The organism is Bacillus sp. SW14 (genome assembly GCF_047608225.1).
Classification (GTDB): Bacteria; Bacillota; Bacilli; order Bacillales; family Bacillaceae; genus Bacillus; species Bacillus subtilis_G.
In genome coordinates, this window is the sequence record NZ_JBLKRW010000001.1 from 1,751,486 (window position 1) to 1,777,501 (window position 26,016).

Annotated in this window: 27 protein-coding genes and 1 pseudogene; 18 read left to right on the top strand and 10 right to left on the bottom strand. The window is 45.2% G+C overall.

The genetic code is table 11. From position 1 onward, the window contains the following. The first annotated feature begins 33 nt into the window (after nucleotides 1-33). The 4 genes from artQ to ACMX2I_RS09065 all read left to right on the top strand — a co-directional run bounded on the left by artQ (nucleotide 34) and on the right by ACMX2I_RS09065 (nucleotide 3,073). Nucleotides 34-693 (top strand): arginine ABC transporter permease ArtQ, encoded by a 660-nt coding sequence (artQ, locus tag ACMX2I_RS09050; RefSeq protein ID WP_087990644.1) that lies wholly within the window; start codon nucleotides 34-36, stop codon nucleotides 691-693. Continuing rightward, nucleotides 686-1,408 carry an arginine ABC transporter ATP-binding protein ArtR gene (gene artR, locus ACMX2I_RS09055; protein ID WP_394716001.1) on the top strand — a complete coding sequence of 241 codons (723 nt, stop codon included), beginning with the start codon at nucleotides 686-688 and terminating at the stop codon, nucleotides 1,406-1,408. The genes artQ and artR overlap by 8 nt, the downstream gene beginning before the upstream one ends. A 72-nt stretch (nucleotides 1,409-1,480) precedes the next feature. Beyond that, entirely contained in the window at nucleotides 1,481-2,449 is a 969-nt protein-coding gene (locus ACMX2I_RS09060) for an aromatic acid exporter family protein (RefSeq protein ID WP_148961988.1), read from the top strand. Nucleotides 2,450-2,500: 51 nt separating this feature from the next. Then, on the top strand, nucleotides 2,501-3,073 hold the full coding sequence (locus tag ACMX2I_RS09065; RefSeq protein ID WP_414956742.1) for a L,D-transpeptidase: 573 nt from the start codon (nucleotides 2,501-2,503) through the stop codon (nucleotides 3,071-3,073). 20 nt (nucleotides 3,074-3,093) lie between these two features. On the opposite strand, the gene prli42 is transcribed toward ACMX2I_RS09065, so the two are convergent. Further along, nucleotides 3,094-3,186 (bottom strand): stressosome-associated protein Prli42, encoded by a 93-nt coding sequence (gene prli42 / locus ACMX2I_RS09070; RefSeq protein WP_003226489.1) that lies wholly within the window; start codon nucleotides 3,184-3,186, stop codon nucleotides 3,094-3,096. An 89-nt stretch (nucleotides 3,187-3,275) separates the two neighbouring features. Here prli42 and mce point away from each other — a divergent pair, with 89 nt between their 5' ends. From mce to ACMX2I_RS09085, 3 genes are read left to right on the top strand one after another with little or no spacing between them, the layout of a single operon-like run. Continuing rightward, nucleotides 3,276-3,695 (top strand): methylmalonyl-CoA epimerase, encoded by a 420-nt coding sequence (mce, locus tag ACMX2I_RS09075; protein WP_087990812.1) that lies wholly within the window; start codon nucleotides 3,276-3,278, stop codon nucleotides 3,693-3,695. Then, nucleotides 3,688-5,211 (top strand): acyl-CoA carboxylase subunit beta, encoded by a 1,524-nt coding sequence (locus tag ACMX2I_RS09080; protein WP_414958317.1) that lies wholly within the window; start codon nucleotides 3,688-3,690, stop codon nucleotides 5,209-5,211. Before mce ends, ACMX2I_RS09080 begins: the two co-directional genes overlap by 8 nt. A gap of 17 nt (nucleotides 5,212-5,228) precedes the next feature. Beyond that, complete coding sequence (locus ACMX2I_RS09085) at nucleotides 5,229-6,344, top strand: tripeptidase T (protein WP_414956743.1); 1,116 nt, start codon at nucleotides 5,229-5,231, stop codon at nucleotides 6,342-6,344. Nucleotides 6,345-6,412: 68 nt separating this feature from the next. On the opposite strand, the gene ACMX2I_RS09090 is transcribed toward ACMX2I_RS09085, so the two are convergent. The 3 genes from ACMX2I_RS09090 to mifM form a co-directional block, all read right to left on the bottom strand. Next, nucleotides 6,413-7,120 (bottom strand): YqjF family protein, encoded by a 708-nt coding sequence (locus ACMX2I_RS09090; protein ID WP_414956744.1) that lies wholly within the window; start codon nucleotides 7,118-7,120, stop codon nucleotides 6,413-6,415. 162 nt (nucleotides 7,121-7,282) lie between these two features. Further along, entirely contained in the window at nucleotides 7,283-8,110 is an 828-nt protein-coding gene (locus ACMX2I_RS09095) for a membrane protein insertase YidC (protein ID WP_414956745.1), read from the bottom strand. Nucleotides 8,111-8,139: 29 nt separating this feature from the next. Continuing rightward, entirely contained in the window at nucleotides 8,140-8,427 is a 288-nt protein-coding gene (gene mifM, locus ACMX2I_RS09100) for a membrane protein insertion/folding monitor MifM (protein ID WP_075746683.1), read from the bottom strand. Nucleotides 8,428-8,499: 72 nt separating this feature from the next. On the opposite strand from mifM, the gene ACMX2I_RS09105 reads away from it, so the two are divergent. Both ACMX2I_RS09105 and gndA read left to right on the top strand, forming a co-directional pair. Next, entirely contained in the window at nucleotides 8,500-9,744 is a 1,245-nt protein-coding gene (locus ACMX2I_RS09105; protein ID WP_414956746.1) for a DNA polymerase IV, read from the top strand. Between the two features lie 109 nt (nucleotides 9,745-9,853). After that, nucleotides 9,854-11,263, top strand: a complete 1,410-nt coding sequence (gene gndA, locus ACMX2I_RS09110; protein WP_289347648.1) for an NADP-dependent phosphogluconate dehydrogenase — start codon at nucleotides 9,854-9,856, stop codon at nucleotides 11,261-11,263. Between the two features lie 125 nt (nucleotides 11,264-11,388). Here the strand turns inward: gndA and zwf are convergent, their stop codons facing one another. Then, complete coding sequence (gene zwf, locus ACMX2I_RS09115) at nucleotides 11,389-12,858, bottom strand: glucose-6-phosphate dehydrogenase (protein ID WP_087990636.1); 1,470 nt, start codon at nucleotides 12,856-12,858, stop codon at nucleotides 11,389-11,391. A gap of 226 nt (nucleotides 12,859-13,084) precedes the next feature. On the opposite strand from zwf, the gene rnz reads away from it, so the two are divergent. Both rnz and rpmG read left to right on the top strand, forming a co-directional pair. After that, nucleotides 13,085-14,008 carry a ribonuclease Z gene (gene rnz, locus ACMX2I_RS09120; RefSeq protein WP_414956747.1) on the top strand — a complete coding sequence of 308 codons (924 nt, stop codon included), beginning with the start codon at nucleotides 13,085-13,087 and terminating at the stop codon, nucleotides 14,006-14,008. 82 nt (nucleotides 14,009-14,090) lie between these two features. Beyond that, nucleotides 14,091-14,240, top strand: coding sequence for a 50S ribosomal protein L33 (gene rpmG, locus ACMX2I_RS09125; RefSeq protein ID WP_003226511.1), 150 nt, complete (start codon nucleotides 14,091-14,093; stop codon nucleotides 14,238-14,240). Nucleotides 14,241-14,282: 42 nt separating this feature from the next. Here the strand turns inward: rpmG and ACMX2I_RS09130 are convergent, their stop codons facing one another. Both ACMX2I_RS09130 and namA read right to left on the bottom strand, forming a co-directional pair. Next, complete coding sequence (locus ACMX2I_RS09130) at nucleotides 14,283-15,044, bottom strand: alpha/beta fold hydrolase (protein ID WP_087990634.1); 762 nt, start codon at nucleotides 15,042-15,044, stop codon at nucleotides 14,283-14,285. Between the two features lie 109 nt (nucleotides 15,045-15,153). Next, nucleotides 15,154-16,170 carry an NADPH dehydrogenase NamA gene (gene namA, locus ACMX2I_RS09135; protein WP_148961976.1) on the bottom strand — a complete coding sequence of 339 codons (1,017 nt, stop codon included), beginning with the start codon at nucleotides 16,168-16,170 and terminating at the stop codon, nucleotides 15,154-15,156. A 173-nt stretch (nucleotides 16,171-16,343) separates the two neighbouring features. Between namA and ACMX2I_RS09140 the strand changes: the two genes are divergently transcribed. Continuing rightward, complete coding sequence (locus tag ACMX2I_RS09140; protein WP_414956748.1) at nucleotides 16,344-17,978, top strand: M20/M25/M40 family metallo-hydrolase; 1,635 nt, start codon at nucleotides 16,344-16,346, stop codon at nucleotides 17,976-17,978. A gap of 43 nt (nucleotides 17,979-18,021) precedes the next feature. Here ACMX2I_RS09140 and proC read toward each other — a convergent pair whose 3' ends face one another. Beyond that, nucleotides 18,022-18,852 (bottom strand): pyrroline-5-carboxylate reductase, encoded by an 831-nt coding sequence (gene proC / locus ACMX2I_RS09145; RefSeq protein WP_414956749.1) that lies wholly within the window; start codon nucleotides 18,850-18,852, stop codon nucleotides 18,022-18,024. Between the two features lie 403 nt (nucleotides 18,853-19,255). Between proC and ACMX2I_RS09150 the strand changes: the two genes are divergently transcribed. The 5 genes from ACMX2I_RS09150 (at nucleotide 19,256) to ACMX2I_RS09170 (ending at nucleotide 23,836) form a co-directional block, all read left to right on the top strand. After that, the gene (locus ACMX2I_RS09150; RefSeq protein ID WP_414956750.1) at nucleotides 19,256-20,215 is read left to right on the top strand and encodes an MBL fold metallo-hydrolase; all 960 of its coding nucleotides are present in this window, start codon (nucleotides 19,256-19,258) and stop codon (nucleotides 20,213-20,215) included. A 5-nt stretch (nucleotides 20,216-20,220) separates the two neighbouring features. Beyond that, nucleotides 20,221-21,000, top strand: a complete 780-nt coding sequence (locus ACMX2I_RS09155) for an SDR family NAD(P)-dependent oxidoreductase (RefSeq protein ID WP_087990629.1) — start codon at nucleotides 20,221-20,223, stop codon at nucleotides 20,998-21,000. A 79-nt stretch (nucleotides 21,001-21,079) separates the two neighbouring features. After that, nucleotides 21,080-22,414, top strand: coding sequence for a D-serine ammonia-lyase (dsdA, locus tag ACMX2I_RS09160; RefSeq protein ID WP_414956751.1), 1,335 nt, complete (start codon nucleotides 21,080-21,082; stop codon nucleotides 22,412-22,414). A gap of 71 nt (nucleotides 22,415-22,485) precedes the next feature. Further along, on the top strand, nucleotides 22,486-23,445 hold the full coding sequence (gene coaA / locus ACMX2I_RS09165; RefSeq protein ID WP_414956752.1) for a type I pantothenate kinase: 960 nt from the start codon (nucleotides 22,486-22,488) through the stop codon (nucleotides 23,443-23,445). A gap of 4 nt (nucleotides 23,446-23,449) precedes the next feature. Beyond that, nucleotides 23,450-23,836: a VOC family protein gene (locus tag ACMX2I_RS09170; RefSeq protein ID WP_414956753.1), complete on the top strand. Its 387-nt coding sequence runs from the start codon at nucleotides 23,450-23,452 to the stop codon at nucleotides 23,834-23,836. 204 nt (nucleotides 23,837-24,040) lie between these two features. Here ACMX2I_RS09170 and ACMX2I_RS09175 read toward each other — a convergent pair. Next, nucleotides 24,041-25,253: pseudogene (locus ACMX2I_RS09175) on the bottom strand (MDR family MFS transporter). 302 nt (nucleotides 25,254-25,555) lie between these two features. On the opposite strand from ACMX2I_RS09175, the gene ACMX2I_RS09180 reads away from it, so the two are divergent. Then, on the top strand, nucleotides 25,556-25,729 hold the full coding sequence (locus tag ACMX2I_RS09180) for a hypothetical protein (protein ID WP_414956754.1): 174 nt from the start codon (nucleotides 25,556-25,558) through the stop codon (nucleotides 25,727-25,729). Between the two features lie 63 nt (nucleotides 25,730-25,792). On the opposite strand, the gene ACMX2I_RS09185 is transcribed toward ACMX2I_RS09180, so the two are convergent. After that, nucleotides 25,793-25,999 (bottom strand): YqzH family protein, encoded by a 207-nt coding sequence (locus tag ACMX2I_RS09185; RefSeq protein WP_148961969.1) that lies wholly within the window; start codon nucleotides 25,997-25,999, stop codon nucleotides 25,793-25,795. Nucleotides 26,000-26,016 lie beyond the last annotated feature (17 nt).

Sequence of the window (26,016 nt, forward strand, 5' to 3'; positions counted from 1 at the left end):
TCTTTTTTCCTGTAAGAAAAGGAGACAAAGACTATGAATTTGGATTTTTCAGCAACGATCCCCCAAATTCCTTTTATATTAGAAGGTTTGGCAATTACTTTGAAAATTGTCGTCGTATCAGCCATTATCGGACTTATACTCGGTATTGTGCTAAGCTTATGCAAGATCAGCACGTTCCGCCCGCTGGTCTGGATCGCTGATTTTTACACATCAGTGTTCCGCGGCACGCCTTTAGTGCTGCAGCTTATGATTGTCTATTTCGGGCTTCCTCAGCTGCTCGGATTTCAAATTGACCAGTTTTGGGCAGCAGTTGTCGCATTGTCATTGAATTCCGCCGCTTATGTATCGGAAATTATCAGAGCCGGAATCAACGCCATTGATAAAGGCCAAAGGGAAGCGGCTGTCGCACTGGGGGTTCCGTACGGCAAAATGATGAAGGATCTCCTGTTGCCGCAGGCTTTTAAAAATATATCACCTGCAATTTTGAATGAATTAATTACATTAACAAAAGAATCGGCGATCGTCACTGTTATCGGGCTTGGTGATGTTATGAGACGCGCATATCAAGCTGGCGCCGCCACGTACAATTATCTTGAGCCGCTCATTATCGCCGGATTGATTTATTATGTGCTTGTCCTGATTTTAACGTTTATCGGCAAGGCTGTAGAAAGGAAGCTGAAATCCAATGATTAAGGTTGAACAGCTGTCAAAATCATTTGGGAAACATGAAGTACTAAAAGACATTTCAACAACAATCTCTGAAGGTGAGGTTGTTGCCGTGATCGGCCCTTCAGGCTCAGGCAAATCAACGTTCCTTCGCTGTTTAAACCTGTTGGAAAAACCCAACGGCGGCACCATTACAATCAAAGACAAAGAGATCACGAAGCCGAAAACCAACACATTAAAGGTCCGGGAAAACATCGGGATGGTTTTTCAGCATTTTCATCTCTTTCCGCACAAAACAGTTCTCGAAAATATTATGTACGCGCCTGTCAATGTCCAAAAAGAATCAAAACAGGCTGCACAGGAAAAAGCCGAAGAGCTGCTCCGCAAAGTCGGTTTGTTTGAAAAGCGAAATGACTATCCAAACCGCTTATCAGGCGGGCAAAAACAGCGTGTCGCCATCGCCCGGGCTCTTGCGATGAATCCGGACATCATGCTGTTTGACGAACCGACCTCTGCACTTGATCCAGAGATGGTCAAAGAAGTGCTCCAGGTGATGAAAGAGCTGGTTGAAACCGGTATGACCATGGTGATTGTCACGCATGAAATGGGCTTCGCAAAAGAAGTGGCAGACCGCGTGCTGTTTATGGATCAGGGAATGATTGTCGAGGACGGCAATCCGAAAGAATTTTTTCTATCGCCAAAATCCAAAAGAGCGCAGGACTTTTTAGAAAAAATATTATAGAATATAGAAAAAAGAAGAAGGCTGGTCGCTTCTTCTTTTTTATTGAAGAAACAAATAGAAATGGAGTCCGACATGTTTAAAATTGGTTACCGCACAATAAAGACAGCGCTTGGAACAGCTTTGGCTATTTATTTAAGCCAGCTATTGCATTTGCAAAACTTCGCATCAGCAGGAATCATCACCATTTTGTGCATTCAAATCACACAAAAACGGTCGCTTCAGGCATCGTGGGCCCGCTTTGCGGCATGCTGTTTGGCAATTCTTTTTTCTTATCTCTTTTTCGAGCTGATTGGCTATCACCCGTTTGTTATCGGAGCGCTCCTTTTGATATTCATCCCGATAACGGTCCTGTTAAAAATTAATGAGGGAATCGTCACAAGTTCCGTTATTATTCTTCATCTGTATATGTCGGGTGGCATAACGCTTGCTTTCATTTGGAATGAAGTTCAATTGATTACGGTTGGTATCGGCGTCGCTCTTTTGATGAACTTGTATATGCCGAGCCTAGACCGAAAGCTGATTGCCTATCGCAAAAAGATAGAGGATAACTTTGCCGTCATTTTCGCAGAAATAGAGCGGTATTTGTTAACTGGTGAGCAAGATTGGACTGGAAAAGAAATTCCGGAAACACATCAGCTCATCACGGAAGCTAAAAATCTGGCATACCGAGATGTGCAAAACCACATTCTGCGCTACGAAAATTTGCATTATCATTATTTTAAAATGAGAGAAAAGCAATTTGAAATTATCGAACGCCTCCTCCCTAAAGTGACTTCTATCTCCATTACGGTAGATCAGGGAAAAATGATCGCAGCATTTATTCACGATTTACGGGAAGCGATACACCCGGGAAATACGGCGCACAAATTTCTGAAAAGGCTTGCCGATATGAGAAAAGAATTTGAGGAGATGCCGCTTCCGGCGACAAGAGAGGAATTTGAAGCGAGAGCCGCTCTCTTCCATCTTCTCGGGGAAATGGAACAATATTTAGTGATTAAAAGTTATTTTAAAGGAATAAAAGCGCAAAAATCACTCGCATGATTCGCATGAGCTCTTCCTTCATTGGTCAACCTAATGAAAAAGGAGGAGCTTATGCGTTTTTTCTTATGTTCGATTTTTATCATGATGATGTCACCGATTTGGCCGCTCGGCGACAATCCGCTGCCGGGTGATCCGTATGTCATTGTCAACAAGAGAACAAACGAACTCGCTGTCATCCTCGACAACAAAGTAGAAGGCGTGTACAGCGTGGCGACCGGAAAAACAGACGATTTAACGCCTGAAGGAGAATTTTCGATAACAGTAAAAGCGGCGAATCCTTACTACAGAAAGAAAAATATTGAAGGGGGATCTCCTGACAATCCGCTTGGAGCAAGATGGCTTGGATTTGACGCGAATGGGACAGACGGGCGGATTTACGGAATTCATGGGACAAACCGGGATGAGTCGGTAGGGAAATTTGTGTCTAACGGCTGTATACGTATGCATAACGATGAAGTCGTTCATTTGTTTCAAACGATTCCGGTGGGTACGAGAGTGTTGATTACGGATGACTCCCGCTCTTTTGAAGAGATTGCCATTGAACATAAAGCTCTGATAAAAAAGCAGGAGATTGCCATTGAACATAAAGCTCTGATAAAAAAGCAGGATGTTCCCATTCAATAAGGCTGCCTGCTTTTTTATCATTATAAAAACATGACGATTCCTGAGAGCACAGTTGAAAGAATAAAAACTCCCAAAATCACGATCAAAACGCTTTTCATCAGTTTTTGAGACATGATTTCACTCCTTAGACAATCTGTCTATATTTTAGCGTGTTTTGAGGGGGCGGACAAGTAATATCTATTCGCGGAAAGCAGGGATGAAAATGAACAGGCTTGACCATATCGGGATAGCCGTTTTTTCGATAGAAGAAGCGAGAAGCTTTTATGAAGAAGTATTGGGGCTTGCGTTTCTTCATCAAGAAACGGTTGAAGAGCAAAAGGTGAATGTTGCTTTTTTTCAAGCGGGCAGCGTCAAGCTTGAGCTGATTGAGCCGCTGACAACTGACAGCCCCGTCCGTTTCTTTTTGGAGAAGAAAGGGCAGGGGCTGCATCATGTTGCATTTTTGTGCACCGGTTTATCTGAACAGCTTCAAGTATTGTCTGACCGGCAAGTTCAATTGATCGACAGGTATCCAAGACAGGGAGCAAACGGGAAATGGATCGCCTTTCTTTCACCACGGGAAACAAACGGCGTTCTTGTAGAGCTTTGCGAGCCGAAAGGAGAAACCAATGAACATGAATGAGCACATTGATCATTTATACACGAGGCGCAGGCAGTCAGAACAAGGCGGAGGACATGAAAAGCTGGCCCAACAGCGGCAAAAGGGAAAGCTCACAGCACGGGAAAGGATCACATTTCTTCTTGATCAGGGCAGCTTTATCGAGCTGCATCCCTTCATGGAAAGCCAAGCGCTAACAAGAGAACAGCGCATTTTAGGCGATGGGGTCGTAACAGGGTACGGCACAATTGACGGCCGCTCTGTATATGTATTTGCGCAGGACTTCACAGTGTTCGGCGGGGCCCTTGGCGAAACCCACGCCAAAAAAATCTGCGCTCTGATGGATCTGGCAGCAAAAAATAAGGCGCCGATTATCGGGCTGAATGACTCAGGTGGTGCGAGAATTCAAGAGGGTGTGGTATCATTAGATGGATACGGTCACATATTTTACCGAAACGTCTTATATTCAGGAGTCATTCCGCAAATATCGGTTATTTTAGGGCCGTGCGCTGGAGGCGCTGTATATTCTCCGGCCCTCACAGATTTTATCTTTATGGCTGAACAGACCGGCCGGATGTTTATTACCGGGCCGAAGGTGATTGAAAAAGTGACAGGAGAACAGGTAGATGCGGAGAGCTTAGGCGGAGCGGGGATACATAATGCCGTCAGCGGGAACGCCCACTTTTCCGGACATACGGAGAAGGAGGTTCTGACAGGGGTGAAAAAACTGCTGTCTTATTTGCCGCTGAAGGGCCAGACAACAGTGCCGCAGCCAGAGAAAGAGGTCTCAAGGCCGTTATTAAACCGTCTCGTGCCCGCTGACACGACAAAGCCGTATGATGTGCGGACGGTGATTAAAGAGCTGGCAGATCCGCAGTCTTTTTTTGAGATTCAGCCGTTCTTTGCGAAAAACATTGTCATCGGGTTTGCAAGGCTGGGTGAAAAAACAATCGGCATCATTGCGAGCCAGCCGAAGCATCTGGCGGGCAGCCTGACGATTGACGCTGCTGATAAAGCGGCAAGGTTCATCCGTTTTTGTGACGCATTTGATATCCCGCTGTTAACTGTCGAGGATGTGCCGGGATTTCTTCCCGGTATTCAGCAGGAGCATAACGGAATTATCAGGCACGGCGCAAAATTATTGTATGCCTATGCAGAAGCGACCGTCCCAAAAGTCACGCTCATTATCAGAAAAGCGTACGGCGGCGCCTATGTGGCCATGAACAGCAAAGCGATCGGAGCGGACCTTGTGTTTGCATGGCCGAATGCTGAAATCGCAGTGATGGGTTCAGAAGGCGCGGCTTCGATTTTGTATGAAAAGGACATAAAAGCTTCAGCCGACCCGGAAAAGACAAAACGTGAAAAAACAGCTGAATACAAAAAGCAAAACGCCGGCCCGTACAAAGCGGCGGCCTGCGGAATGGTTGATGACATCATTTTGCCTGAAGAATCTAGGAAAAGGCTGATTCAAGCCTTTTACATGCTTGCACATAAGACAGAAGAGAGGCCGAAAAAAAAGCACGGTAACATACCGCTTTAATATGGAGGGACTTACAAATGGTGAATGAAAAACGCCTGCTGGAAGAATTTTTAGAGCTTGTCCAAATTGACTCAGAAACAAAACACGAAGCAGAAATCTGCAAAGTGCTGAAACGAAAATTTTCTGATTTAGGTGTGGATGTAAAAGAAGACGATACAATGGATATCACTGGCCATGGAGCCGGAAACCTGATCTGCACATTAAAAGGGACAAAACAAGCAGATACGATCTATTTTACATCTCATATGGACACAGTTGTACCCGGAAACGGCGTAAAACCGGTTGTTGAAGAAGGCTATGTCAAAACAGACGGCACTACGATTTTAGGCGCTGATGATAAAGCGGGGCTGGCTGCAATGTTTGAAGCGATTAAAGTGCTGAAAGAAGAAAACATTGAGCACGGCACGATTGAATTCATCATCACAGTAGGTGAGGAATCAGGCCTGATCGGAGCGAAGGCGCTTGACCGTTCTATGATCACGGCATCCTACGGCTATGCCCTTGACTCAGACGGAAAAGTCGGGAATATCATTGTGGCCGCGCCGACACAGGCGAAGGTAAGAGCGGCCATTTACGGGAAAACCGCACATGCCGGGGTTGAACCTGAAAAAGGCATTTCTGCCATCACAATCGCTAGCAAAGCCATTTCAAAAATGCCATTGGGGCGCATCGATAAAGAAACAACAGCAAACATCGGACGGTTTGAAGGCGGCACACAAACAAATATTGTATGCGACGAAGTCCATATTCTTGCGGAAGCACGTTCTTTAGTTCCTGAGAAAATGGAAGCTCAGGTTCAAAAAATGAAAGCTGCTTTTGAAATGGCCGCTGCTGATATGGGCGGACGCGCGGAAGTCGAAATTGAAGTGATGTATCCGGGCTTCAAATATCAAGACGGCGACCAAGTTGTTGAAATCGCGAAGAAAGCGGCAGCTAAAATCGGGCGCCCGAGCGAGCTGCAAACAAGCGGCGGCGGAAGCGACGCGAACGTGATTGCAGGTCATGGCATTCCGACGGTCAACCTTGCTGTCGGTTATGAGCAAATTCATACAAAAAATGAAAAAATGCCGATTGAAGAACTCGTTAAAACCGCGGAAATGGTTGTTGCCATTATTGAAGAGGCGGCGAAATAAAAAAGGAAAACCCGAGCGGACTAGTACCGCATCGGGTTTTTTTGCATTCAGCTCCATTGCCTAAGCGTTCAAAATAACACGTCCTGTTTTTTAGCGAAATGAAGCAAAGGGTCTGACTCTGGCAATGAAATGTCGTGAGCTTCAGCTATCGTATTGACTGAAAACTTGGCTTCGGCATTTTGTAACAGCCAAGGATGATGATGAATGTCTTCGTAATAGAGCTTGTTGCAATAAGTGGTGTAGAGTCTATATCGTCCCGTCAGCCAATAATCGAGAGAATCCTCTTCCGCTGCAAAAGGAGCTGAAATGGGCCGGTATGCGGCGCGGAATTCGTCTTTTCCGTCGTCTTTCCGTTTGCTGACATAATCAATGTTATCTCTTTTTTTTACGGTTTTCATATCAGCGTGAAAATAAGGCAAATGAAAGAACGTGCGCGCGCCAAGGACCGTCAGCCGATGATCGGCATCCAGGCTGAAAAAATAAATGCCGGGTTTGCCTTTATACGTGACATAGGTGCGGAGGTTAAGCTCAGGAAAAGCACGCGCACTGGGAAGGGCAGGAAGAAATCGGGCCCTCAGGTTCGTGAGCATAAAGGGAAGTATGCTGATCCAAGCTTGTCCGTTATATGTATCTAATTCTAAAACTGGCGGTACTAAAGGGCGAAGAATAGAGACATCGACAGGCCAGTGGGCAAATAAGACATCATTCCAGGCTTGTCTCATGATCCACATTCCTTCAGGTACAGACATATTTTTTTGCTGAAAGCGTTCCGTCACGTATATCCTCCTTTCAGTGGGTGTGACTAAAGGTATTCCCGCTTTCCTTCTTTTTAAACGATATGGCTGTTTTGTTAGGATGGCCATTTTTGCATCAGCCTTGAAAGAAAAGGGTGCGGTGAAACAAAAAACAACCCCGGCTTTTCGCTCGGGGTTGTTTCATTATTTCACCGGCTCAGTAAGAGCAGCTGCTTTTTTTGTTTTATGGTGTGTCATCTGAAGGACGATGTTTTGCACTGTCAGGAACAGCCCGCTTGTGAACCAGTACAGCGGAAGGGCTGCAGGAACATTAAGCGAGAAAATTGTCATCATCACAGGGAAAATGAACACCATCAGTTTGGCTGATTGCTGAGCTGCCGGGTTTTGCGGAACAGCGGAATATTTGGCGCTCAGTTTTTGAGCAACATAGGCCTGAATAAAGTACATAGCTCCCGCACTAAGAGACACGAGAATGTCAGATTGTCCTAAACTGAACCATAAAAACGAGTGTGACGCAATTTCAGGTGTAGAGCGAATCGCGTAATAAAACCCAATCAAAATAGGGAACTGAATCAGCATTGGGAGACATCCCATGGCAAGCGGATTGATATTGTGCTCCTGATACAGCTTCATCATTTTCGTTTGCAGTTCTTTTTGCTGTTCTGGGTCCTTCGTCTTTTTCAATTTGTCCTGAATGCTGTCAACCTGAGGTTTAATAACCGCCATTTTCTCTTGGAACAAACGCTGTTTTTTAAACTGATTGACAAACAAAGGCAGTACAACCACACGCACAATAATGGTTACGAGAATAATAGACAGTCCGAATTCTCCGTGAAACAGTCCGGCAACACCTTTAAGCAGAGCGGAAAACGGTTCGATTAAATAGTCGTGGAAAAAACCGACGTTGCTGAGACCTCCCACCTGATTAGTCGCCGCAAACGCTGCATTGCCCGAGCATAATACGATCAAAAAGATACCTACAGCCAAAAGTTTTTGATATGTTTTTAACAATTTGTTCTCCTCCTTTTTATAAATGCGGTTTATAAAAGAAGGGAACTGGCGTCTTCATCATCGTTCACAGGCGAATTCATGCGGAAGACTTTACGTATCCAAGTTGTAATGCGATGATATATAATAATAAGAAAGTCTGTTCGGTTTATTTGAAAGACCGTCTGATGTTCGTCTGTTCGTTTTGATTTCCATTGCTCGCCAGCACGGCATTCTCGTAAAAGAAACGCAATCCCGATTGCTGTCAGAGCAGGAAGAATAATTGTGAAAAAATCGACTAAGAATAAAACGTCATTTATCGATTCCACAAACATTGTCATCACATCCATTCAATACCTTCATTTTACTATATGTACAAGCCGTTGTCTAATGAACGAAAAGGAGATTTATTTATGCAGGGAAAGGGCCGAATTATTTTCCATATTGATATGAATAGCTTCTATGCATCGGTGGAAATGGCATATGATCCGGCTCTCCGGGGGAAGCCGGTCGCAGTTGCCGGAAATGTAAAGGAGCGAAAGGGCATCGTGGTGACATGCAGCTACGAAGCAAGAGCGCGCGGCGTTAAAACAACGATGCCGGTTTGGGAAGCGAAGCGCAATTGTCCTGAGCTGATCGTTCTTCCGCCGAACTTTGACCGCTATAGAAACTCTTCAAGAGCGATGTTTAACATCCTCCGTGAATATACTGACCTGGTGGAGCCTGTCTCCATCGACGAAGGCTATATGGATATGACCGATACACCATACAGCAGCCGCGCTCTGGAGACGGCAAAAGAAATCCAAAGCAGGCTGCAAAAAGAGCTGCTACTTCCGTCAAGCATAGGGATCGCGCCGAATAAATTTCTCGCTAAGATGGGGTCTGATATGAAAAAACCGCTCGGCATCACGATTTTAAGAAGGAGGCAAGTGCCTGATATCCTTTGGCCGCTTCCTGTTGGAGAGATGCACGGAGTCGGCAAAAAGACAGCGGAAAAGCTGAAGGGACTCGGCATTCATACGATTGGAGAGTTAGCTGCAGCTGATGAACACTCGCTGAAACGCCTGCTTGGCATCAACGGCCCGCGCCTTAAACATAAAGCAAACGGCATTCACCATGCGCCGGTTGACCCGGAACGCATTTACGAATTTAAAAGCGTCGGCAACTCATCGACACTATCACACGATTCCAGTGATGAAGAAGAGCTGTTAGGCGTTTTCAGAAAGCTTGCCGCTTCCGTGAGTGACCGCTTACAGCGCAAGGAAGTCATGGCTTCGAAGCTTTTTATTATGATTAGATATGCAGATTGGAAAACCATCACGAGAAGCATCACGCTGAAAAATCCGATCGATCAAAAAAGTGAAATAATGAAAGAAGCGGAGCACCTCTTTTTTAAACACTGGAATAAAAATCCTGTCAGGCTGCTTGGCATTACCGGAACCGATTTAGTAGAAAAAGAACAGGCCTATAAGCAGCTCGATTTGTTCAGTTTTAATGAAGATGCGAAGGATGAGCCCATTCAGCAGATGATGGAAAAGCTGAATGATAGGTACGGATCCAAGCTGATCAGAAAAGGGGCAAGGATAAAAAAGGAGGAGAGCAAAACGAAGGGAACAAGCTTTAATAAAGATTTTTTTCAGGATGAAAAGAAAAGGTGAATAGCTTGAAAAAAAGGGTGAAAGTATGGTAATTTCTTTATTATAAATATCATTTTATTTTAATTTGAATTTTAAAATGATTAAACGTTTGCAGAAGGGACGTTAGAATATGTCAAAACAACAAATCGGAGTTATCGGACTTGCGGTCATGGGTAAAAATCTGGCTTTAAATATCGAGAGCCGGGGATTTTCTGTTTCTGTTTACAACAGATCAAGCAGTAAAACGGAGGAGTTTTTGCAGGAGGCAAAAGGAAAAAATGTTGTTGGCACATACAGCATTGAAGAATTTGTCCAATCCTTGGAAACACCGCGTAAAATCTTATTAATGGTGAAAGCGGGAACTGCAACAGATGCGACAATTCAATCTCTTCTTCCTCATCTAGAAAAGGATGATATTTTAATTGACGGCGGTAATACATACTATAAAGATACACAGCGCCGTAACAAAGAACTTGCAGAAAGCGGCATTCACTTTATCGGAACAGGCGTTTCCGGCGGTGAAGAAGGAGCGCTTAAAGGGCCTTCTATTATGCCTGGAGGACAAAAAGAAGCACATGAGCTTGTGAAGCCGATTCTTGAAGCGATTTCTGCAAAAGTTGACGGAGAACCTTGTACGACATATATCGGTCCAGACGGTGCCGGCCATTATGTGAAAATGGTGCATAACGGAATTGAATACGGAGATATGCAGCTGATCTCTGAATCTTACTTCATTTTGAAACAGGTGCTCGGCCTTTCAGCGGATGAGCTTCATGACATTTTCGCTGAATGGAATAAAGGCGAGCTTGACAGCTACCTGATTGAGATCACGGCTGACATCTTTACGAAAAAAGACGAAGAGACAGGCAAACCGCTTGTTGATGTCATTCTCGATAAAGCAGGACAAAAAGGAACAGGAAAATGGACAAGCCAAAGCGCGCTTGACTTAGGTGTTCCGCTTCCGATTATTACTGAGTCTGTATTCGCGCGCTTTATCTCAGCGATGAAGGAAGAGCGTGTGAAAGCGAGCGGCCTTCTTTCAGGACCTGAAGTGAAGCCTGTTACAGACAATAAAGAAGAGCTGATTGAAGCAGTCAGAAAAGCGCTGTTCATGAGTAAAATCTGTTCTTATGCGCAAGGATTTGCCCAAATGAAAGCAGCTTCTGAAGAATACAACTGGGATCTGAAATACGGCGAAATCGCTATGATCTTCCGCGGCGGCTGCATCATCCGCGCTGCATTCCTTCAGAAGATCAAAGAAGCTTACGATCGCGAACCTGAGCTCGACAACCTGCTTCTTGACAGCTACTTCAAAAATATTGTAGAAAGCTACCAAGGAGCGCTTCGCCAAGTGATTTCACTTGCTGTTGCCCAAGGTGTGCCGGTGCCATCATTCTCAAGCGCATTAGCTTACTATGACAGCTACCGCACAGCTGTACTCCCTGCAAACTTAATTCAAGCGCAGCGTGACTACTTTGGCGCCCATACTTATGAGCGTACAGATAAAGAAGGTATCTTCCATACTGAATGGATGAAGTAATAGTGAACCCCGAAGCGCCTTAGGGCTTCGGGGTTTTTTGTTATTGAATTTGTGTCTTAAGGAATAGTCTTGACAGCCGCAAAAAAAGCCGAAAATGCGCTACAGCATTTTCGGCTTTTTCTGTATTATATATTCCACCAGTTCAAGCCGTCTTTCGCCAAAAGATCATCTGATTCTTTCGGTCCCATAGAGCCTGACTCATAGTTTGGAGATAGGGTCTTGTTTGCTGCCCATGTTTCAGAAATGGCGTCGACAAAACTCCAAGACAAGGCAACTTCATCCCAGTGTGCAAAGTTTGTGGCATCACCAAGAAGACAGTCGTGAATCAATTTTTCATATGCTTCAGGGGTGTTCATCTCATCATTGCAATTGCTGCAGTAATCCAGTTTGATTGGCTGCGCGTGTGCTGCTCCGCCGAGCTTTTTAGCGTTTAAGTAAAGCGTAATGCCTTCGTCAGGCTGAATATGGATCACGAGCAAGTTTGGATTCATGTTGTTTTCATTGCCGTAGTACAGGTTCATCGGAATGTCCTTAAATTGAACGACGATTTTCGTGGACTTCTCTTTCATTCGTTTTCCGGTGCGGATATAGAATGGAACACCAGCCCATCTAAAGTTGTCGATCAAGAGCTTTCCTGAAACAAAGGTTTCTGTATTTGAGTCAGGAGCGACATTATCTTCATCCGTATAAGCAGGGACCATCACACCGTCAATTTCACCGGCTTGATATTGTCCGCGTACAAAATACTCGTCTACTTCGTCTTTTGCAACAGGGCGCAGTGCTCTCAGCACCTTCACTTTTTCGCTGCGGATTTCTTCTGTGTTCAATTTGATCGGCGGCTCCATTGCAAGAAGGGCAACCATTTGCATGATATGGTTTTGCACCATATCGCGAAGGGCGCCTGATTTTTCGTAATATCTTGCACGGTCTTCGACGCCAAGTGATTCGCTAGATGTGATTTGAATATTTGAGATGTAGCGGTTCGTCCAAAGCGGTTCGAAAATCGCATTGGCAAATCGAATCACTTCAATGTTCTGAACCATTTGTTTGCCTAGGTAATGGTCGATTCTGTAAATTTGATCTTCTGTAAACGCTTCGCGGATTTCTTTGTTCAACGCCTGTGCGCTTGGCAGATCATGGCCGAACGGCTTTTCAATGACAAGGCGGGACCAGCCTGTTGTTGCTGTCACACCTTCTGATTTTAATGTTTTTGCAATTGTCCCGAAGAATTCAGGAGCCATTGCCAAGTAGAACATTCTGTTGTTCGGAATTTGATATGTATCTTCCAGCTGGTTAAGCAATACGTTAAGCTCTTGATAAGAGCCAGGATTTGTCACGTCGAACGGGTGATAGTAAAAATGAGACGTGAAATCATCTATATGTTTATCTGCAGATGAGGAAATGGATGTTTTAACCGTTTGGCGAAGATCCTCATTAGACCAAGGTCTTCTTCCAACTCCTACTACTGCAAACTCTTCTCCGATTTGTCCGTTTTGATATAAACGGTGGATAGACGGATACAGTTTTCGTTTTGCTAAATCTCCCGTTGCGCCGAATATGACAATTACTGCTTTTGGTTGTTGGTTTGTTTTCACTAAAAGTACCTCACTTTATTCGAAGCTTTATTTTAGTACACCCCGTATATTTTCTTCATTTTAAATCTAAAATTGAACGAAAGCAAACATTTCAGCCCCTTTTTTTGCAGAATACCGTAAAAATGTCTCTAGAACAAAAGGATTGTTCCTATCAGAGGCAAGATTCACATTTTACGCATGATCCTGTATTCTTGTAGGTAACTAGTTCTAGTAGGAGGAAGGAAATGTGGAATTACTTTTTTTAGGGACGGGAGCCGGCATTCCCGCTAAGGCGAGAAACGTAACGTCGGTGGCGTTAAAATTGCTTGAAGAAAGACGTTCGGTATGGCTGTTTGACTGCGGGGAAGCCACACAGCATCAAATTTTACATACCACAATTAAACCGCGTAAAATCGAAAAAATCTTCATTACCCACATGCACGGCGATCATGTATACGGACTTCCAGGGCTTCTGGGAAGCCGTTCTTTTCAAGGGGGAGAGGACGCGCTGACGGTGTACGGACCTAAAGGGATCAAGGCGTTTATTGAAACAAGCCTTGCCGTCACGAAAACCCATCTGACATATCCGCTTATAATCAAGGAAATCGAAGAAGGAATCGTGTTTGAAGACGAGCAGTTTATGGTCTCGGCCGTATCTGTTATTCATGGAGTGGAAGCTTTCGGATACCGTGTGCAGGAAAAAGATGTGCCTGGCTCCTTAAAGGCGGATTTATTAAAGGAAATGAACATCCCGCCCGGGCCTGTGTATCAAAAAATTAAAAAAGGCGAAACGGTAACGCTTGATGACGGGCGCATCATCAATGGAAATGATTTTCTGGAGCCTCCTAAGAAGGGAAGGGCTGTGGTATTTTCCGGAGATACGAGAGTAAGTGATAAGCTAAAAGACCTTGCAAGAGATTGTGATGTGCTTGTTCATGAAGCGACCTTTGCTAAGGAAGATCGGAAGCTTGCTTATGATTATTTTCACAGTACAACGGAACAAGCGGCCGTAACAGCGAAAGAAGCAGGGGCGAAGAAGCTCATTTTAACCCATATCAGCGCCAGATATCAGGGAGATGCCTCTCTAGAGCTTCAGAAAGAAGCGGATGACGTTTTCCCGAACAGCATAGCAGCTTATGATTTCTTAGAGGTAAACGTCCCTCGGGGCTGAGGCCAAGAGCTCTTATTTGACAATTTGTAATTATGTTGTATAATAAAACGTAATCATTACGCTTTATAAGGAGATGTTAATTATGAGAGTCAATGTTACTTTAGCCTGCACTGAAACGGGAGACCGGAATTACATCACAACAAAAAACAAACGCACCAACCCAGATCGTTTAGAGCTGAAAAAATATTCACCGCGTTTAAAGAAATATACCCTTCATCGTGAAACGAAATAATAGAAAAGAAGACCGGGCGTACATACCCGGTCTTCTTTTATGTTAATTGACTGCCTGATAAAGTGGAGCAGCCTGCTGGCACGCTGCACACCATACATCATAAATAGCCAAATGAACGATATGAGGCTCATCATGATGGATGTTGTGAGAGCTGTTTTTAGCTTGAATCCAGCCGCTTTGATGAGATAGAGACAATATGCTGCTGTGCATGTTTAGCCACTCCTGTTCAGCGGTGAATTTCTTAGTCCGTTCACCCGATGACAACACAAGGAGAGGCATGTTTCCCAAATGGACTTGCTTCCGTTTGAGTTCCTGCAGGCTTCTTGAAAATTCTGCATGTGTGCCCTCAAGCATCATCTTTCTTGTATCAGCATTGTGCATTTCTTCAGGAATAAAGGAGCAGCTTGCACAATCTCCTAAAGCTGGATCAAGGAGAACCATGCCGATAATATCTCGCTTGTTTTTGCAAGCCCATAAACCGGTGATGACAGCTCCATATGAATGTGAAACAGCGAGATAAGGAGGTTTTACATCTGCTGCTTTAAGCAAACTCTCCAATTCTTCCCCTTTTTGTTCAGCTGTTCGTTTAGCGCTGCTTTGTCCGCTTTTTCCTATTCCCGCCCGATCATATGTAAAAATGCCAAATTCATCATCAATGTCCGCTATTAATGGGTTCCACGTCTCAGAAGAAGTACCGTAGCCGGCCTCAAAGACAATTGTTACACCGCTTGATCCTCTCCGGTGTTGTGTATGAAACGCACATCCGTCAATTGTATATGTCTTTTCCATCCAAGCTGAGTTCATTGGAGTCATCTCCTCTAATTGGTTCTACTAGGGAGACGGAGAACCTGAGCTGATCGTTTCTCTAAAAATAAAAAAAGAGATATCCGTTTGAGGATATCTCTTATGGGCATTACCAGCCTCTCTCATATTGAACAGGGGCCGGAATCTCTGTATTGAGCTGTTTCGCTGCTGTTCTTGCAAAGAAAGGATCCCGCAATAGCTCTCTGCCGATAAAGATGAGGTCGGCACGTCCATTTTGCAGAATTTCTTCAGCCATTGAACCGTCTGTAATCATGCCGACAGCACCAGTTGCCATGTCGGCCTGTTCACGGATTTTCTCAGCGAAGCTGACTTGATAGCCGGGGAATACGTTAATGTCTGCGTGAACAAGGGCGCCTGAGCTGCAGTCAATTAAGTCAACACCCTGCTCCTTCATCCATTTTGCAAAACCGATGTGATCGGCGATGTCTAAGCCTTTATCTGTATAGTCAGAAGCAGATACACGGACAAATAAAGGGCCGTTCCATACTTGTTTGACTTCATCAATGATCTCTCTTAAGAAACGATAGCGATTTTCTGGTGAGCCGCCGTATTCATCTGTGCGATGATTGGAAAGCGGAGATAAAAATTCGTGAATTAAGTATCCGTGCGCCGCATGAATTTCAATCATATCAAAGCCGGCTTCTTTTGCGCGGGCAGCCGCTTGTTTGAACTCGCGTATTGTTTCTTTTATTTTTTCTGCTGACATTTCTACAGGTGTTGCTGATTGTTCGTCAAACGCAATCGCCGATGGAGCGAAAATATCTCCTTCAAGCTCTGCTTTACGTCCGGCATGGGCAAGTTGAATGCCGATTTTTGAGCCTTGTTCTTTGACCTGCTCAGTCAGTTTGGCAAAGCCTTCAATATGCTCGTCACTCCAAATTCCTAAGTCTTGGTCTGTGATTCGTCCTTGAGGATTAACTGCTGATGCCTCGACAATAATCAGCCCGACCTGGCCGATTGCGCGCGATATGTAATGTGCCATGTGGAACGGCGTCAATTTTCCGTCCTTTTCATGAGAAGAGTACATGCACATTGGCGACATGACAATGCGGTTTTTTAACGTCATATCTTTAATGGTAATCGGTGTGAATAATTTTCTGGCCATTTCTTTCGCCTCCCGTAAGGTTTTTAGAGGTTGATTATATCAAGTCATTTCTTTCCCGTCATATAAACTGCTCAAACGATCTATTTTTGTAAAACTTTTCTGTATAATAGACAAGGAATCATCTTATTTTCCAGGTTAGAAGCGTTTTTATACATAGGAGGGGGCGGAGATCGATGCATTGGCAGACGAAGGACGAATTGCTGACCCTTTTAACTTCTCTTGTGCAATACGAAAGCATCACCGGTTCGAAGGGAGAGGCAGCACTTGCAGAATATCTTTATTTTATTTTGAAAGACAAGCCTTATTTTCAAAAACATCCTGATGATGTAACACTTCATCCGATGGACGACGGCAGATCCTTTCTTACGGCTCTTGTCAAAAAGAAGAATGTCAAAAAGACAGTGCTTTTGCTGAGCCATTTTGATGTCGTGGACATAGAGGATTACGGAGAATTCAAACATATGGCTTGTAAGCCTGCTGAGCTTTTGAGTTCTTTTTTAAAGAAAAAAGAGCTGCTTCCGGAACATGTGAGAAGAGACGCTGAAAGCGGCGACTGGCTGTTCGGAAGAGGCACGATGGATGTGAAAGCGGGGCTTGCCGTTCAGCTGTCGATGCTAGAGCGGGCAATGAACGGCCAATTTGAAGGCAATCTGCTGTTGATTACGGTTCCTGACGAGGAAGTGAATTCGAGAGGCATGATTGAAGCGGTTCCTGTACTGAAGGAAATGGAGAAAAAGCATGATCTCTCATTTTCCGCTTGTCTGAATGCTGAACCGATGTTCGAAAAATTTCCCGGCGACCTGCAGCAATATATTTATACAGGAAGTATCGGCAAGGTGCTTGCGGGCTTTTTCTGCAAGGGGATTGAAACTCATGTCGGAGAGCCGTTTTCAGGCATAAACGCAAATTTAATGGTATCGGAGATTAACCGCTTGCTTGAACTGAATTCTGATTATTGCGAGAAGGTTGAAGGTGAAGTCACCCCGCCTCCGGTAAACTTAATGCAAAAGGACTTGAAAGAGGCGTATTCTGTTCAGACACCGCATACAGCTGTCACGTTATTTAATGTGCTGTCCATGAAACGCTCGGCCAATGAACTGCATCAGATGCTGCTTAAAACCGCAGAACAGGCGGCGAGAGAAATAACCGCGAATATTCGGAAGAAAACACAGGATTTTCAGCAATTTGAGTCGTTTACGCCGATGGAACGCGACGTCTCTGTTTTGACATTTGATGAGCTGGCCGCACGTGCGAGAAAGCGTGCCGGAAACTCTGAAATAGAGCGGGTTCTGAATTATGCCTTTGCCAACAGGGGAGATCTTGGGGACAGGGATTTTTCGACGAAAATGGTATCTGAGCTTGCTTCGCTTTGTAAGGAGGATGCGCCGCTGATTGTTCTTTTTTACAGCCCGCCGTTTTATCCGGCGGTTTCTTCAAAGGACGATCACTTGATTAGGAATACAGCTGATGAGCTTATGCATTATGCGGCTGACAGATACGGCATTGCGTTGCAGGAGGTTCAGTATTTCCCGGGACTTTCAGACTTAAGCTATCTACAGCTCGAAAAGCAGGAAGTCAACGTGTACACAAGCAATATGCCGCTCTTTAATAGAGGATATTCACTGCCAAGCGGCAAAGATCAGGCTTTATATGTCCCGGTTTTAAATGTCGGTCCGGCTGGAAAAGACCCGCACAAATGGACGGAAAGGCTGTATATGCCTTATTCCTTTGAAGTGCTTCCCGATTTGCTTTCATTTACGATCTCCGCGCTATTAAAACCATCAGAAACTGCCAGCCGGCTGATTTAGGAAAAACAAAAGACAGAAGGCATTGTCCCTTCTGTCTCTGGGCTTACGTCTCTAAAGCGGCACCGGAAAACTGCTCTTTAATCTCGGCGCTGCGTTTAGCGGTTTCTTCAACACAGTGAATAATCACTTCTTCAAAGCGTGAGTCCTGTAAAGCGCGAAGACCTGCCTCTGTTGTGCCTCCCGGACTCGTGATTTCCTTGCGCAGTTTTGCGGGCTGTTTGCCACTTTGAAGGAGCATATCTGTTGCCCCTGCCATTGTCTGTAAAATGAGAGCCTTTGCCGTTTCCTCATCCAATCCTATTTTTTGCGCCGCTTTTTCCATTGCTTCAATATAACGGTACACGAAGGCCGGGCCGCTGCCGGCTATTGCCGTGACAGCGTCGAGATGCCGTTCCTCAACAAGTGTGGCATCACCGATTGTTTCCAATAAAGCTTTTGCGGCGGTCATATCTTCCTGGCTTGCTTCAGCGCTTACGGAAAATCCGGTTGCTGATTTGCGAATGGCTGCAGATGTATTAGGCATGACGCGAATGACCGCGAGCTTTCTGCCAAAATAGTGCTGAATGGTTTCGATGGTAAGACCTGCAAGTACTGAAATCACAAGCTGGCCCTTGATATACGAACGAATGCTGTCAATGCTTTCCGCTGCGTCCTTCGGTTTAAAAGCGAGGATGATGATATCGGTTTGAGTGAAAAACTCATTTTTATCTCTGCAGGGACATACGCCGTACGTTTCCTTTAATTCAATCAAACGCTCGTCATTTGAGCGGTTTGTGATATAGATATGGTCTGGTTTTGTGATGCCGCTTTGCAAAATACCGTTAATCATTGCTTCTGCCATGGACCCGGCGCCGACAAATCCTATCTTTTTCATTGATATCCTCCTTTAATCAGAACAGCAAAAAACCTTTTCATCACGTAAAGGACGAAAAGGTTCGCGGTACCACCCTCATTAGCACGAGTTGTGCTCAGCTCTAATCCCGTAACGCGGGAAACGTTTAGGTTTTCCTAACCGCGACTTGAGGGCAGATTCTACAAACAAGCGAACCGCAATGCCTTTCAGCCGGGGGCATCGCTCTCTTTAGCCATTGCCTTGTATACGATTCCTCGTCATAGCGTTCCAATGGTTCTCGTTTTAGTTTGTTGTTCATTATGCAATGGCGGACAAGCTCATGTCAATAGCTTTTTCAAAAAGGGACTTTCTCATTCGGCAATAATGACACAAGACTGAGAAAAAGCTAAAATATGAGTAATGAATGAAGACAAGGAGCGAAAGGATGACAACTGCAGATGTTATGACGATCCGCGTCCCGACACCCTTTGCTGTGGGCGATGTTATCGTTTACCTCGTAAAAGGTGATGCGCTGACACTTATCGATGCCGGGCCGAATACAAAAGAGGCTGTTAGAGCCCTTCAAGAGCAGCTTGCCACTGTAAATGTGAAAATGTCAGATATCGAGCAGGTTGTACTGACTCACCATCATGCTGATCATGCAGGCTTGCTTGATGCCTTTTCTGATGAAATCGAAGTGATTGGGCATCCGTTCAACGAACCTTATATCAGCCGAAATCAAGCTTTTAGGGATTGGCAAAAATGTTTTTTTCAAAAGCTTCTGCCTGAATTAGGCGTTCCGTTTGATACGGGAAAGACAGAAAAGCTGATTCGGTCAGCGTACGCGTTTTCCTGTACGAGATCCCTGACGAAAACAGTCAGAGAAGGGATGAGCGTTGATGGGCTTGGGGGCTGGACTGTTTTGGAGATGCCTGGACATGCTGAATCGCATATTGTTCTTTTCCATGAAAAAAGCGGTAGAATGCTTGGCGGCGATCTTTTGCTGGCCAACAGCTCGTCTAATCCGATTCTGGAAGCACCGAAAACGGGAGACATAAGATCAAAGCCTTTAGTTGATTATCAGCGGTCATTGCGAAGGCTGTCTGAACTTGATCCAACAATCGTGTTTCCCGGCCACGGCGAGACGATTACCAGCGTACAGGCGCTGATAGAGAAGCGTTTTGACAAGCAGAGGAACAGGACGGAAGATGTGCGGCGCATGCTGGATGAAAAGCCGATGACCGCTTTTCAGGTCTGCCAGCAGCTTTTTCCTGCTGTGTATAAAAAGGACTTATTTTTAACGATGTCAGAAACGGCAGGGCATCTTGATGTGTTGGCGGCTGAAGAATCCATCACGTCATATTGGGAAGGAAATACTGCATATTTTAGAACAATGAAGAGGTGAAATGGATGAAGCATATAGCGGGAAAGCGGATATGGATAACCGGCGCTTCAGGAGGGCTCGGTGAAAGAATCGCATACTTATGCGCGGCTGAAGGAGCCCATGTCCTGCTGTCGGCAAGACGTGAGGAGCGTTTGATAGAAATTAAAAGGAAGATAACCGAGGAATGGAGCGGACAGTGTGAGATTTTCCCTCTGGATGTCGGCAGCCTAGAGGATATCGCCTGTGTCCGCGGTCAGATCGGCTCGGTTGATGTACTGATTAACAATGCGGGCTTCGGTATATTTGAAACGGTTTTAGACTCGACGCTGGATGATATGAAAGCGATGTTTGATGTGAATGTCTTCGGCCTGATCGCCTGTACAAAAGCGGTGCTTCCGCATATGCTTGAGCAAAAAAAGGGCCATATCATCAATATCGCTTCTCAAGCGGGGAAAATTGCAACACCTAAGTCGAGCCTTTATTCCGCGACAAAACATGCCGTGCTCGGCTACTCAAACGCTTTGCGGATGGAGCTGGCGGGAACAGGCATTTATGTGACAACAGTTAATCCGGGACCGATTCAGACGGATTTTTTTTCCATTGCTGATAAAGGCGGGGAATACGCCAAAAATGTGAGCCGCTGGATGCTTGATCCTGATGACGTGGCAGCTCACATTACAGCTGCTATTTTCACGAACAAACGGGAGATCAATCTTCCGCGTTTCATGAATGCCGGCACCAAGCTGTACCAGCTGTTTCCAGCTCTCGTTGAAAAGCTGGCAGGACGCGTGCTTATGAAAAAATAATGGTGGAACTGCCTGTGGTGAGATGGCTTGTTCGCATACCCACAGGCAGTTTTTTTATAGAGGAAGGGAGAATCATTGGATGTCAATCAATCAAGAAGCCCTTCATGTTCTGCTCAAAGATCCGTTCATTCAGAAACTGATTGACGCAGAGCCTGTATTCTGGGCAAATTCCGGCAAGAAAGAGAGCCCGTTATTTCACGCAGATGAGTGGGAAAGCGAGATAGCGGGAGCGGAAAATAGGCTGCGGCGGTTTGCTCCTTACATTGCCGAGGTGTTTCCTGAGACGAAAGATGCAAAAGGAATAATCGAATCTCCGCTTTTTGAAATGCAGCATATGAAGGGAAAACTGGAAGCAGCATATCAGCAGCCCTTTCCGGGAAGATGGCTTTTAAAGTGCGACCATGAACTTCCGATTTCAGGATCGATTAAAGCGCGGGGCGGGATTTATGAAGTATTGAAGCATGCTGAAATGCTGGCGCTTCAAGAAGGAATGCTTCAGGAAAACGATGATTACCGCATCTTACAGGAAGAGAGATTTGCCGCGTTTTTCTCCCGCTATTCGATTGCTGTCGGTTCGACAGGAAACCTTGGATTAAGTATCGGCATCATCGGTGCGACACTCGGATTTCGCGTGACAGTGCATATGTCCGCTGATGCCAAGCAGTGGAAAAAGGATCTCCTTCGCCAAAAAGGTGTCACTGTCATGGAGTATGAATCAGATTACAGTGAAGCGGTGAAAGAAGGGAGACGGCAGGCAGAGCAAGATCCATTTTGTTATTTTATTGATGATGAACATTCCCGTCAGCTGTTTTTAGGATATGCTGTTGCCGCCGGCCGATTAAAAACGCAGCTCGACTGTATGAATATACAACCAAGTCTGGAGACTCCGCTGTTTGTGTATCTGCCGTGCGGAGTCGGTGGAGGGCCGGGAGGTGTGGCATTTGGGCTGAAGCTTTTATACGGCGACCATGTCCATGTGTTTTTCGGAGAACCGACTCATTCACCGTGTATGCTGCTGGGGCTTTATTCCGGCCTCCACGAGAAGATTTCCGTCCATGATATCGGTCTGGATAATCGGACGGCTGCTGACGGGCTTGCTGTAGGAAGGCCGTCAGGGTTTGTGGGCAAGCTGATTGAACCGCTGCTGAGCGGCTGTTATACCGTAGAGGACAATACGCTTTATGCCTTGCTTCATATGCTGGCTGTATCTGAAAGTAAATATTTAGAGCCCTCTGCTCTTGCCGGCATGTTCGGGCCTATTCAGCTTTTTTCGACAGAAGAAGGAAGGCTATATAGTCAGAAGCATAACATGGAACATGCCGTACATGTCGTCTGGGGAACGGGAGGAAGCATGGTTCCAAAAGAAGAGATGTCCGCTTATAATCGAATCGGTGCGGATTTGCTGAAAAAATAAGCAGACAGTGAAAGGGTTTTCCGTTACAATCTTTGTAAGGGTTTTAACCTACAGAGAGTCAGGTGTAAACAGTGAAAAATAAAGAGCTTAACTTACATACTTTATATACACAGCACAATCGCGAATCTTGGTCTGGTTTTGGGGGACATTTGTCGATTGCTGTATCTGAAGAAGAGGCAAAAGCCGTGGAAGGGCTGAATGATTATTTATCTGTTGAAGAAGTGGAAACGATTTATATTCCGCTTATTCGCTTGCTTCATTTGCATGTGAAGTCAGCCGCCGAGCGCAATAAGCATGTCAATGTTTTTTTGAAGCACCCTCATTCAGCCAAAATTCCGTTTATTATTGGCATCGCCGGCAGTGTGGCAGTCGGAAAAAGCACGACGGCGCGGATATTGCAGAAGCTGCTTTCGCGTTTGCCGGACCGCCCTAAAGTGAGCCTTATCACGACAGATGGGTTTTTATTTCCTACAGCCGAGCTGAAAAAGAAAAATATGCTGTCACGAAAAGGGTTTCCCGAAAGCTATGACGTAAAGGCGTTGCTCGAATTTTTGAATGACTTAAAATCAGGAAAAGACAGAGTAAAGGCTCCGGTGTATTCCCATCTGACCTATGACCGCGAGGAAGGGGTGTTCGAGATTGTAGAACAGGCCGATATTGTGATTATTGAAGGTATTAATGTTCTTCAGTCGCCCACCTTGGAGGATGACCGGGAAGATCCGCGTATTTTTGTCTCCGATTTCTTTGATTTTTCGATTTATGTGGACGCGGACGAAAGCCGGATTTTCACATGGTATTTAGAGCGTTTTCGTCTGCTTCGGGAAACTGCTTTTCAAAATCCCGATTCTTATTTTCATAAATTTAAAGACTTGTCTGATCAGGAGGCTGACGAGATGGCAGCTTCAATTTGGCAGAGTGTCAACCGGCCTAATTTATATGAAAATATCTTGCCGACTAAATTCAGGTCCGATCTCATTTTGCGTAAGGGGGACGGGCATAAGGTGGAAGAAGTGCTGGTAAGGCGGGTGTAATATCGTGCACCATATTGAACTGTATGTCTCCGATTTGGAAGCGTCTCGGCGGTTTTGGGGATGGTTCTTAACAGAACTTGGCTATAGAGAGTATCAAAAATGGGGCTCAGGCATTAGCTGGAAGAAAGATCATTTTTATCTTGTGATTGTGCAGGCGAAAGAGCCATTTCTCGAGCCGGCATACCACAGATGCCGGGTCGGGCTGAACCATCTCGCCTTTCATGCTGAATCCAAGCTTCAAGTTGACCAGATGACCGAAAAACTGATGGAAAAAGGCTATCGTGTGTTGTACCGGGACCGCCATCCTTTTGCCGGAGGAGACGGGCATTATGCCGTTTATTGCGAGGATCCGGACCGGATGAAGGTAGAGCTCGTTGCCCCAAGCGGTTAATCATGGTCTTCGGACAGGCTGTTAAGCTTTTCCTCAATGCGATCAGCTGCGCTTTTCGGTTCTTCGCGTACTTGAAGCCTGTAACAGCTGCAAAGATGACAGCGGCAACATAATAAATACTTAAAAGCTGAAACATCCATTGCCTATATTCGTGTTCATCACCCCATTGTTGCGGGAGAGATTGGTTCTCTCCCGTTTTTTAATTTAAAGCGGCTTTTCCAGCCCTGGCCGGTGTTTTGTCATTCCCGTTTTCATCTGCCGATAGGCGAACGCCAAAAATGGCAGGCCGAGCAGGGTGATCCCGCTCAGAACAGAAAAAATAAAAATCGGCCGGCCAGCGCCAAATAGGTCTATACATATACCCCCGATCCAAGGGCCGATGACGTTTCCGAGCTGTGAAAAACCGATGGCCCCGAAATAAGTGCCTTTTAACCCGGGTTTTGCAATCTGGTCTACAAACAAATCCATCATAGAGAATAAAAGCACTTCGCCGATTGTAAATGTGACCACAATCAGCACAAGGGATGAAACACCGTGTGATACGGTGAAAATAGCCATGCTGATACTCACCATCACATTACCGAGCATCAAGGAGCAAAGCGGCGAAAAACGTTTTGCAAAATGGACGATGGGAAATTGCGTTTAATGTCAGCATCAGCCCGTACAGTTTCGTTCCATTGCCAAACAAAGGGTTCTGCGCCATATACTGCGGAAATGTGGAACTGAATTGTGAGTAGCCAAAGGTGCATAGCGTAATGCCGACCAGAGCAATTGTAAAAAGAAGATCCTTTTGCGTCACCATAAATGCTTCCCGCACGCTCATATTTCGGGATTGGCCTGATCCTGATAAGGATGGATGCTTTTTAAATTGGATAACAAGCACGAGTCCGTATAGTCCGTAAATGACTGCGGGCGCCAAAAAGGGTGCGGTCGATTGCGATGAGCCGAAATACAGGCCGAGTATCGGTCCGAAGACAACGCCGATATTTATAGCTGCATAGCGTAAATTAAAAACAAGCAGTCTCGTTTTTTCTTCTGTCATATCAGACAGCAAAGCCTTTGAAGCAGGTTCAAATAGTGATTTGCAAAGGCCGTTTAATGCGTTTACCACAAAAAACACCCAGAGATGAGATGCCGCCGCAAATCCTGCAAATACCAGCATCCAGCCGAAAATGGACACTAGCATCATGTTTTTTCTGCCGAATTTGTCCGAGATATATCCGCCGTAAAAGCTTGCGAGGATGCCGACTGATGAGCTTGCAGCGATAACCAGCCCTGCATAGGAAGCTGATGTGCCTTGGACGGCTGTTAAATAAATCGCTAAAAAAGGAATGCTCATTGATGTTGCCATCCTGCCGAAAATAGTTCCGATTATAATTGTCCAGCTGATGGGGTGGATATCTTTCCATTTCTTCATGAATCGTATTCTCTCCTGTATGTAGGATTTTTTTCTATCATATATGAAAAAATTTCCTTATCCAATGGGAAATTCAAAATATTTTATTGTTGATATGAATGTGAAACATATCTTACCTGAGGATGATGCACGTCGCTGGCGGAGTTTACATCGTTGAAATTGAGGTTGAGGCGTTCGGGAGTAAAATGATAATATATCCGATGTTTTTATGGTGGTGAAAGCATATTATTTGATGTGATTGATGCTGGAATGCCGGGCATTTCAAAGCGATTCGGCAGACCGTGGAAGCAGATGGTGTCTGTTTGAATATAAAAGGCGATCATCCGCTGATTCAAGCTGACGGAGCGCTGCATGGACCGACAGAACAGGCGGCACTGGGTATGACTCAGGCTTTGCTTTTTTACAAGCCTTTCTGCATAATGACAAAGACTTTTGTTTGTTTTCATGGCGGTATTTACAAAGGAAAGCCGCATTAGCGGCTGAAAGAACTCACAGTCCGATTCGGGGCGCTGTGCGTCTCTGTTTCTTTTGGCCAATGTTTAAGAGAACAGTCCTTGGTTGGTGACATAGTCATAAATGATATCTTCTATATGCGCATGCAAATCTTCATCGGGTTCTTCATTCCGTCTCTCTTCCAAGGCTGCTTTCAGGCTTTGTTTTTCATACGGGCTTAACGGATCTACGGCAACATTTCGGCCGTATTGACGTAGTGCCTGTCCCAGCATTTTCTCGACAAATTTCTCCATTATGACTCTCCTATCTT

Excerpts from the sequence above, each read along its gene's own strand:
- artQ (WP_087990644.1), top strand. The coding sequence starts at position 34 with ATGAATTTGGATTTTTCAGCAACGATCCCCCAAATTCCTTTTATATTA.
- artR (WP_394716001.1), top strand. The coding sequence starts at position 686 with ATGATTAAGGTTGAACAGCTGTCAAAATCATTTGGGAAACATGAAGTA.
- ACMX2I_RS09060 (WP_148961988.1), top strand. The coding sequence starts at position 1,481 with ATGTTTAAAATTGGTTACCGCACAATAAAGACAGCGCTTGGAACAGCT.
- ACMX2I_RS09065 (WP_414956742.1), top strand. The coding sequence starts at position 2,501 with ATGCGTTTTTTCTTATGTTCGATTTTTATCATGATGATGTCACCGATT.
- prli42 (WP_003226489.1), bottom strand. The coding sequence starts at position 3,186 with ATGTCTCAAAAACTGATGAAAAGCGTTTTGATCGTGATTTTGGGAGTT.
- mce (WP_087990812.1), top strand. The coding sequence starts at position 3,276 with ATGAACAGGCTTGACCATATCGGGATAGCCGTTTTTTCGATAGAAGAA.
- ACMX2I_RS09080 (WP_414958317.1), top strand. The coding sequence starts at position 3,688 with ATGAATGAGCACATTGATCATTTATACACGAGGCGCAGGCAGTCAGAA.
- ACMX2I_RS09085 (WP_414956743.1), top strand. The coding sequence starts at position 5,229 with ATGGTGAATGAAAAACGCCTGCTGGAAGAATTTTTAGAGCTTGTCCAA.
- mifM (WP_075746683.1), bottom strand. The coding sequence starts at position 8,427 with ATGACAATGTTTGTGGAATCGATAAATGACGTTTTATTCTTAGTCGAT.
- ACMX2I_RS09105 (WP_414956746.1), top strand. The coding sequence starts at position 8,500 with ATGCAGGGAAAGGGCCGAATTATTTTCCATATTGATATGAATAGCTTC.
- gndA (WP_289347648.1), top strand. The coding sequence starts at position 9,854 with ATGTCAAAACAACAAATCGGAGTTATCGGACTTGCGGTCATGGGTAAA.
- rpmG (WP_003226511.1), top strand. The coding sequence starts at position 14,091 with ATGAGAGTCAATGTTACTTTAGCCTGCACTGAAACGGGAGACCGGAAT.
- ACMX2I_RS09130 (WP_087990634.1), bottom strand. The coding sequence starts at position 15,044 with ATGAACTCAGCTTGGATGGAAAAGACATATACAATTGACGGATGTGCG.
- namA (WP_148961976.1), bottom strand. The coding sequence starts at position 16,170 with ATGGCCAGAAAATTATTCACACCGATTACCATTAAAGATATGACGTTA.
- ACMX2I_RS09140 (WP_414956748.1), top strand. The coding sequence starts at position 16,344 with ATGCATTGGCAGACGAAGGACGAATTGCTGACCCTTTTAACTTCTCTT.
- proC (WP_414956749.1), bottom strand. The coding sequence starts at position 18,852 with ATGAAAAAGATAGGATTTGTCGGCGCCGGGTCCATGGCAGAAGCAATG.
- ACMX2I_RS09150 (WP_414956750.1), top strand. The coding sequence starts at position 19,256 with ATGACAACTGCAGATGTTATGACGATCCGCGTCCCGACACCCTTTGCT.
- ACMX2I_RS09155 (WP_087990629.1), top strand. The coding sequence starts at position 20,221 with ATGAAGCATATAGCGGGAAAGCGGATATGGATAACCGGCGCTTCAGGA.
- dsdA (WP_414956751.1), top strand. The coding sequence starts at position 21,080 with ATGTCAATCAATCAAGAAGCCCTTCATGTTCTGCTCAAAGATCCGTTC.
- ACMX2I_RS09185 (WP_148961969.1), bottom strand. The coding sequence starts at position 25,999 with ATGGAGAAATTTGTCGAGAAAATGCTGGGACAGGCACTACGTCAATAC.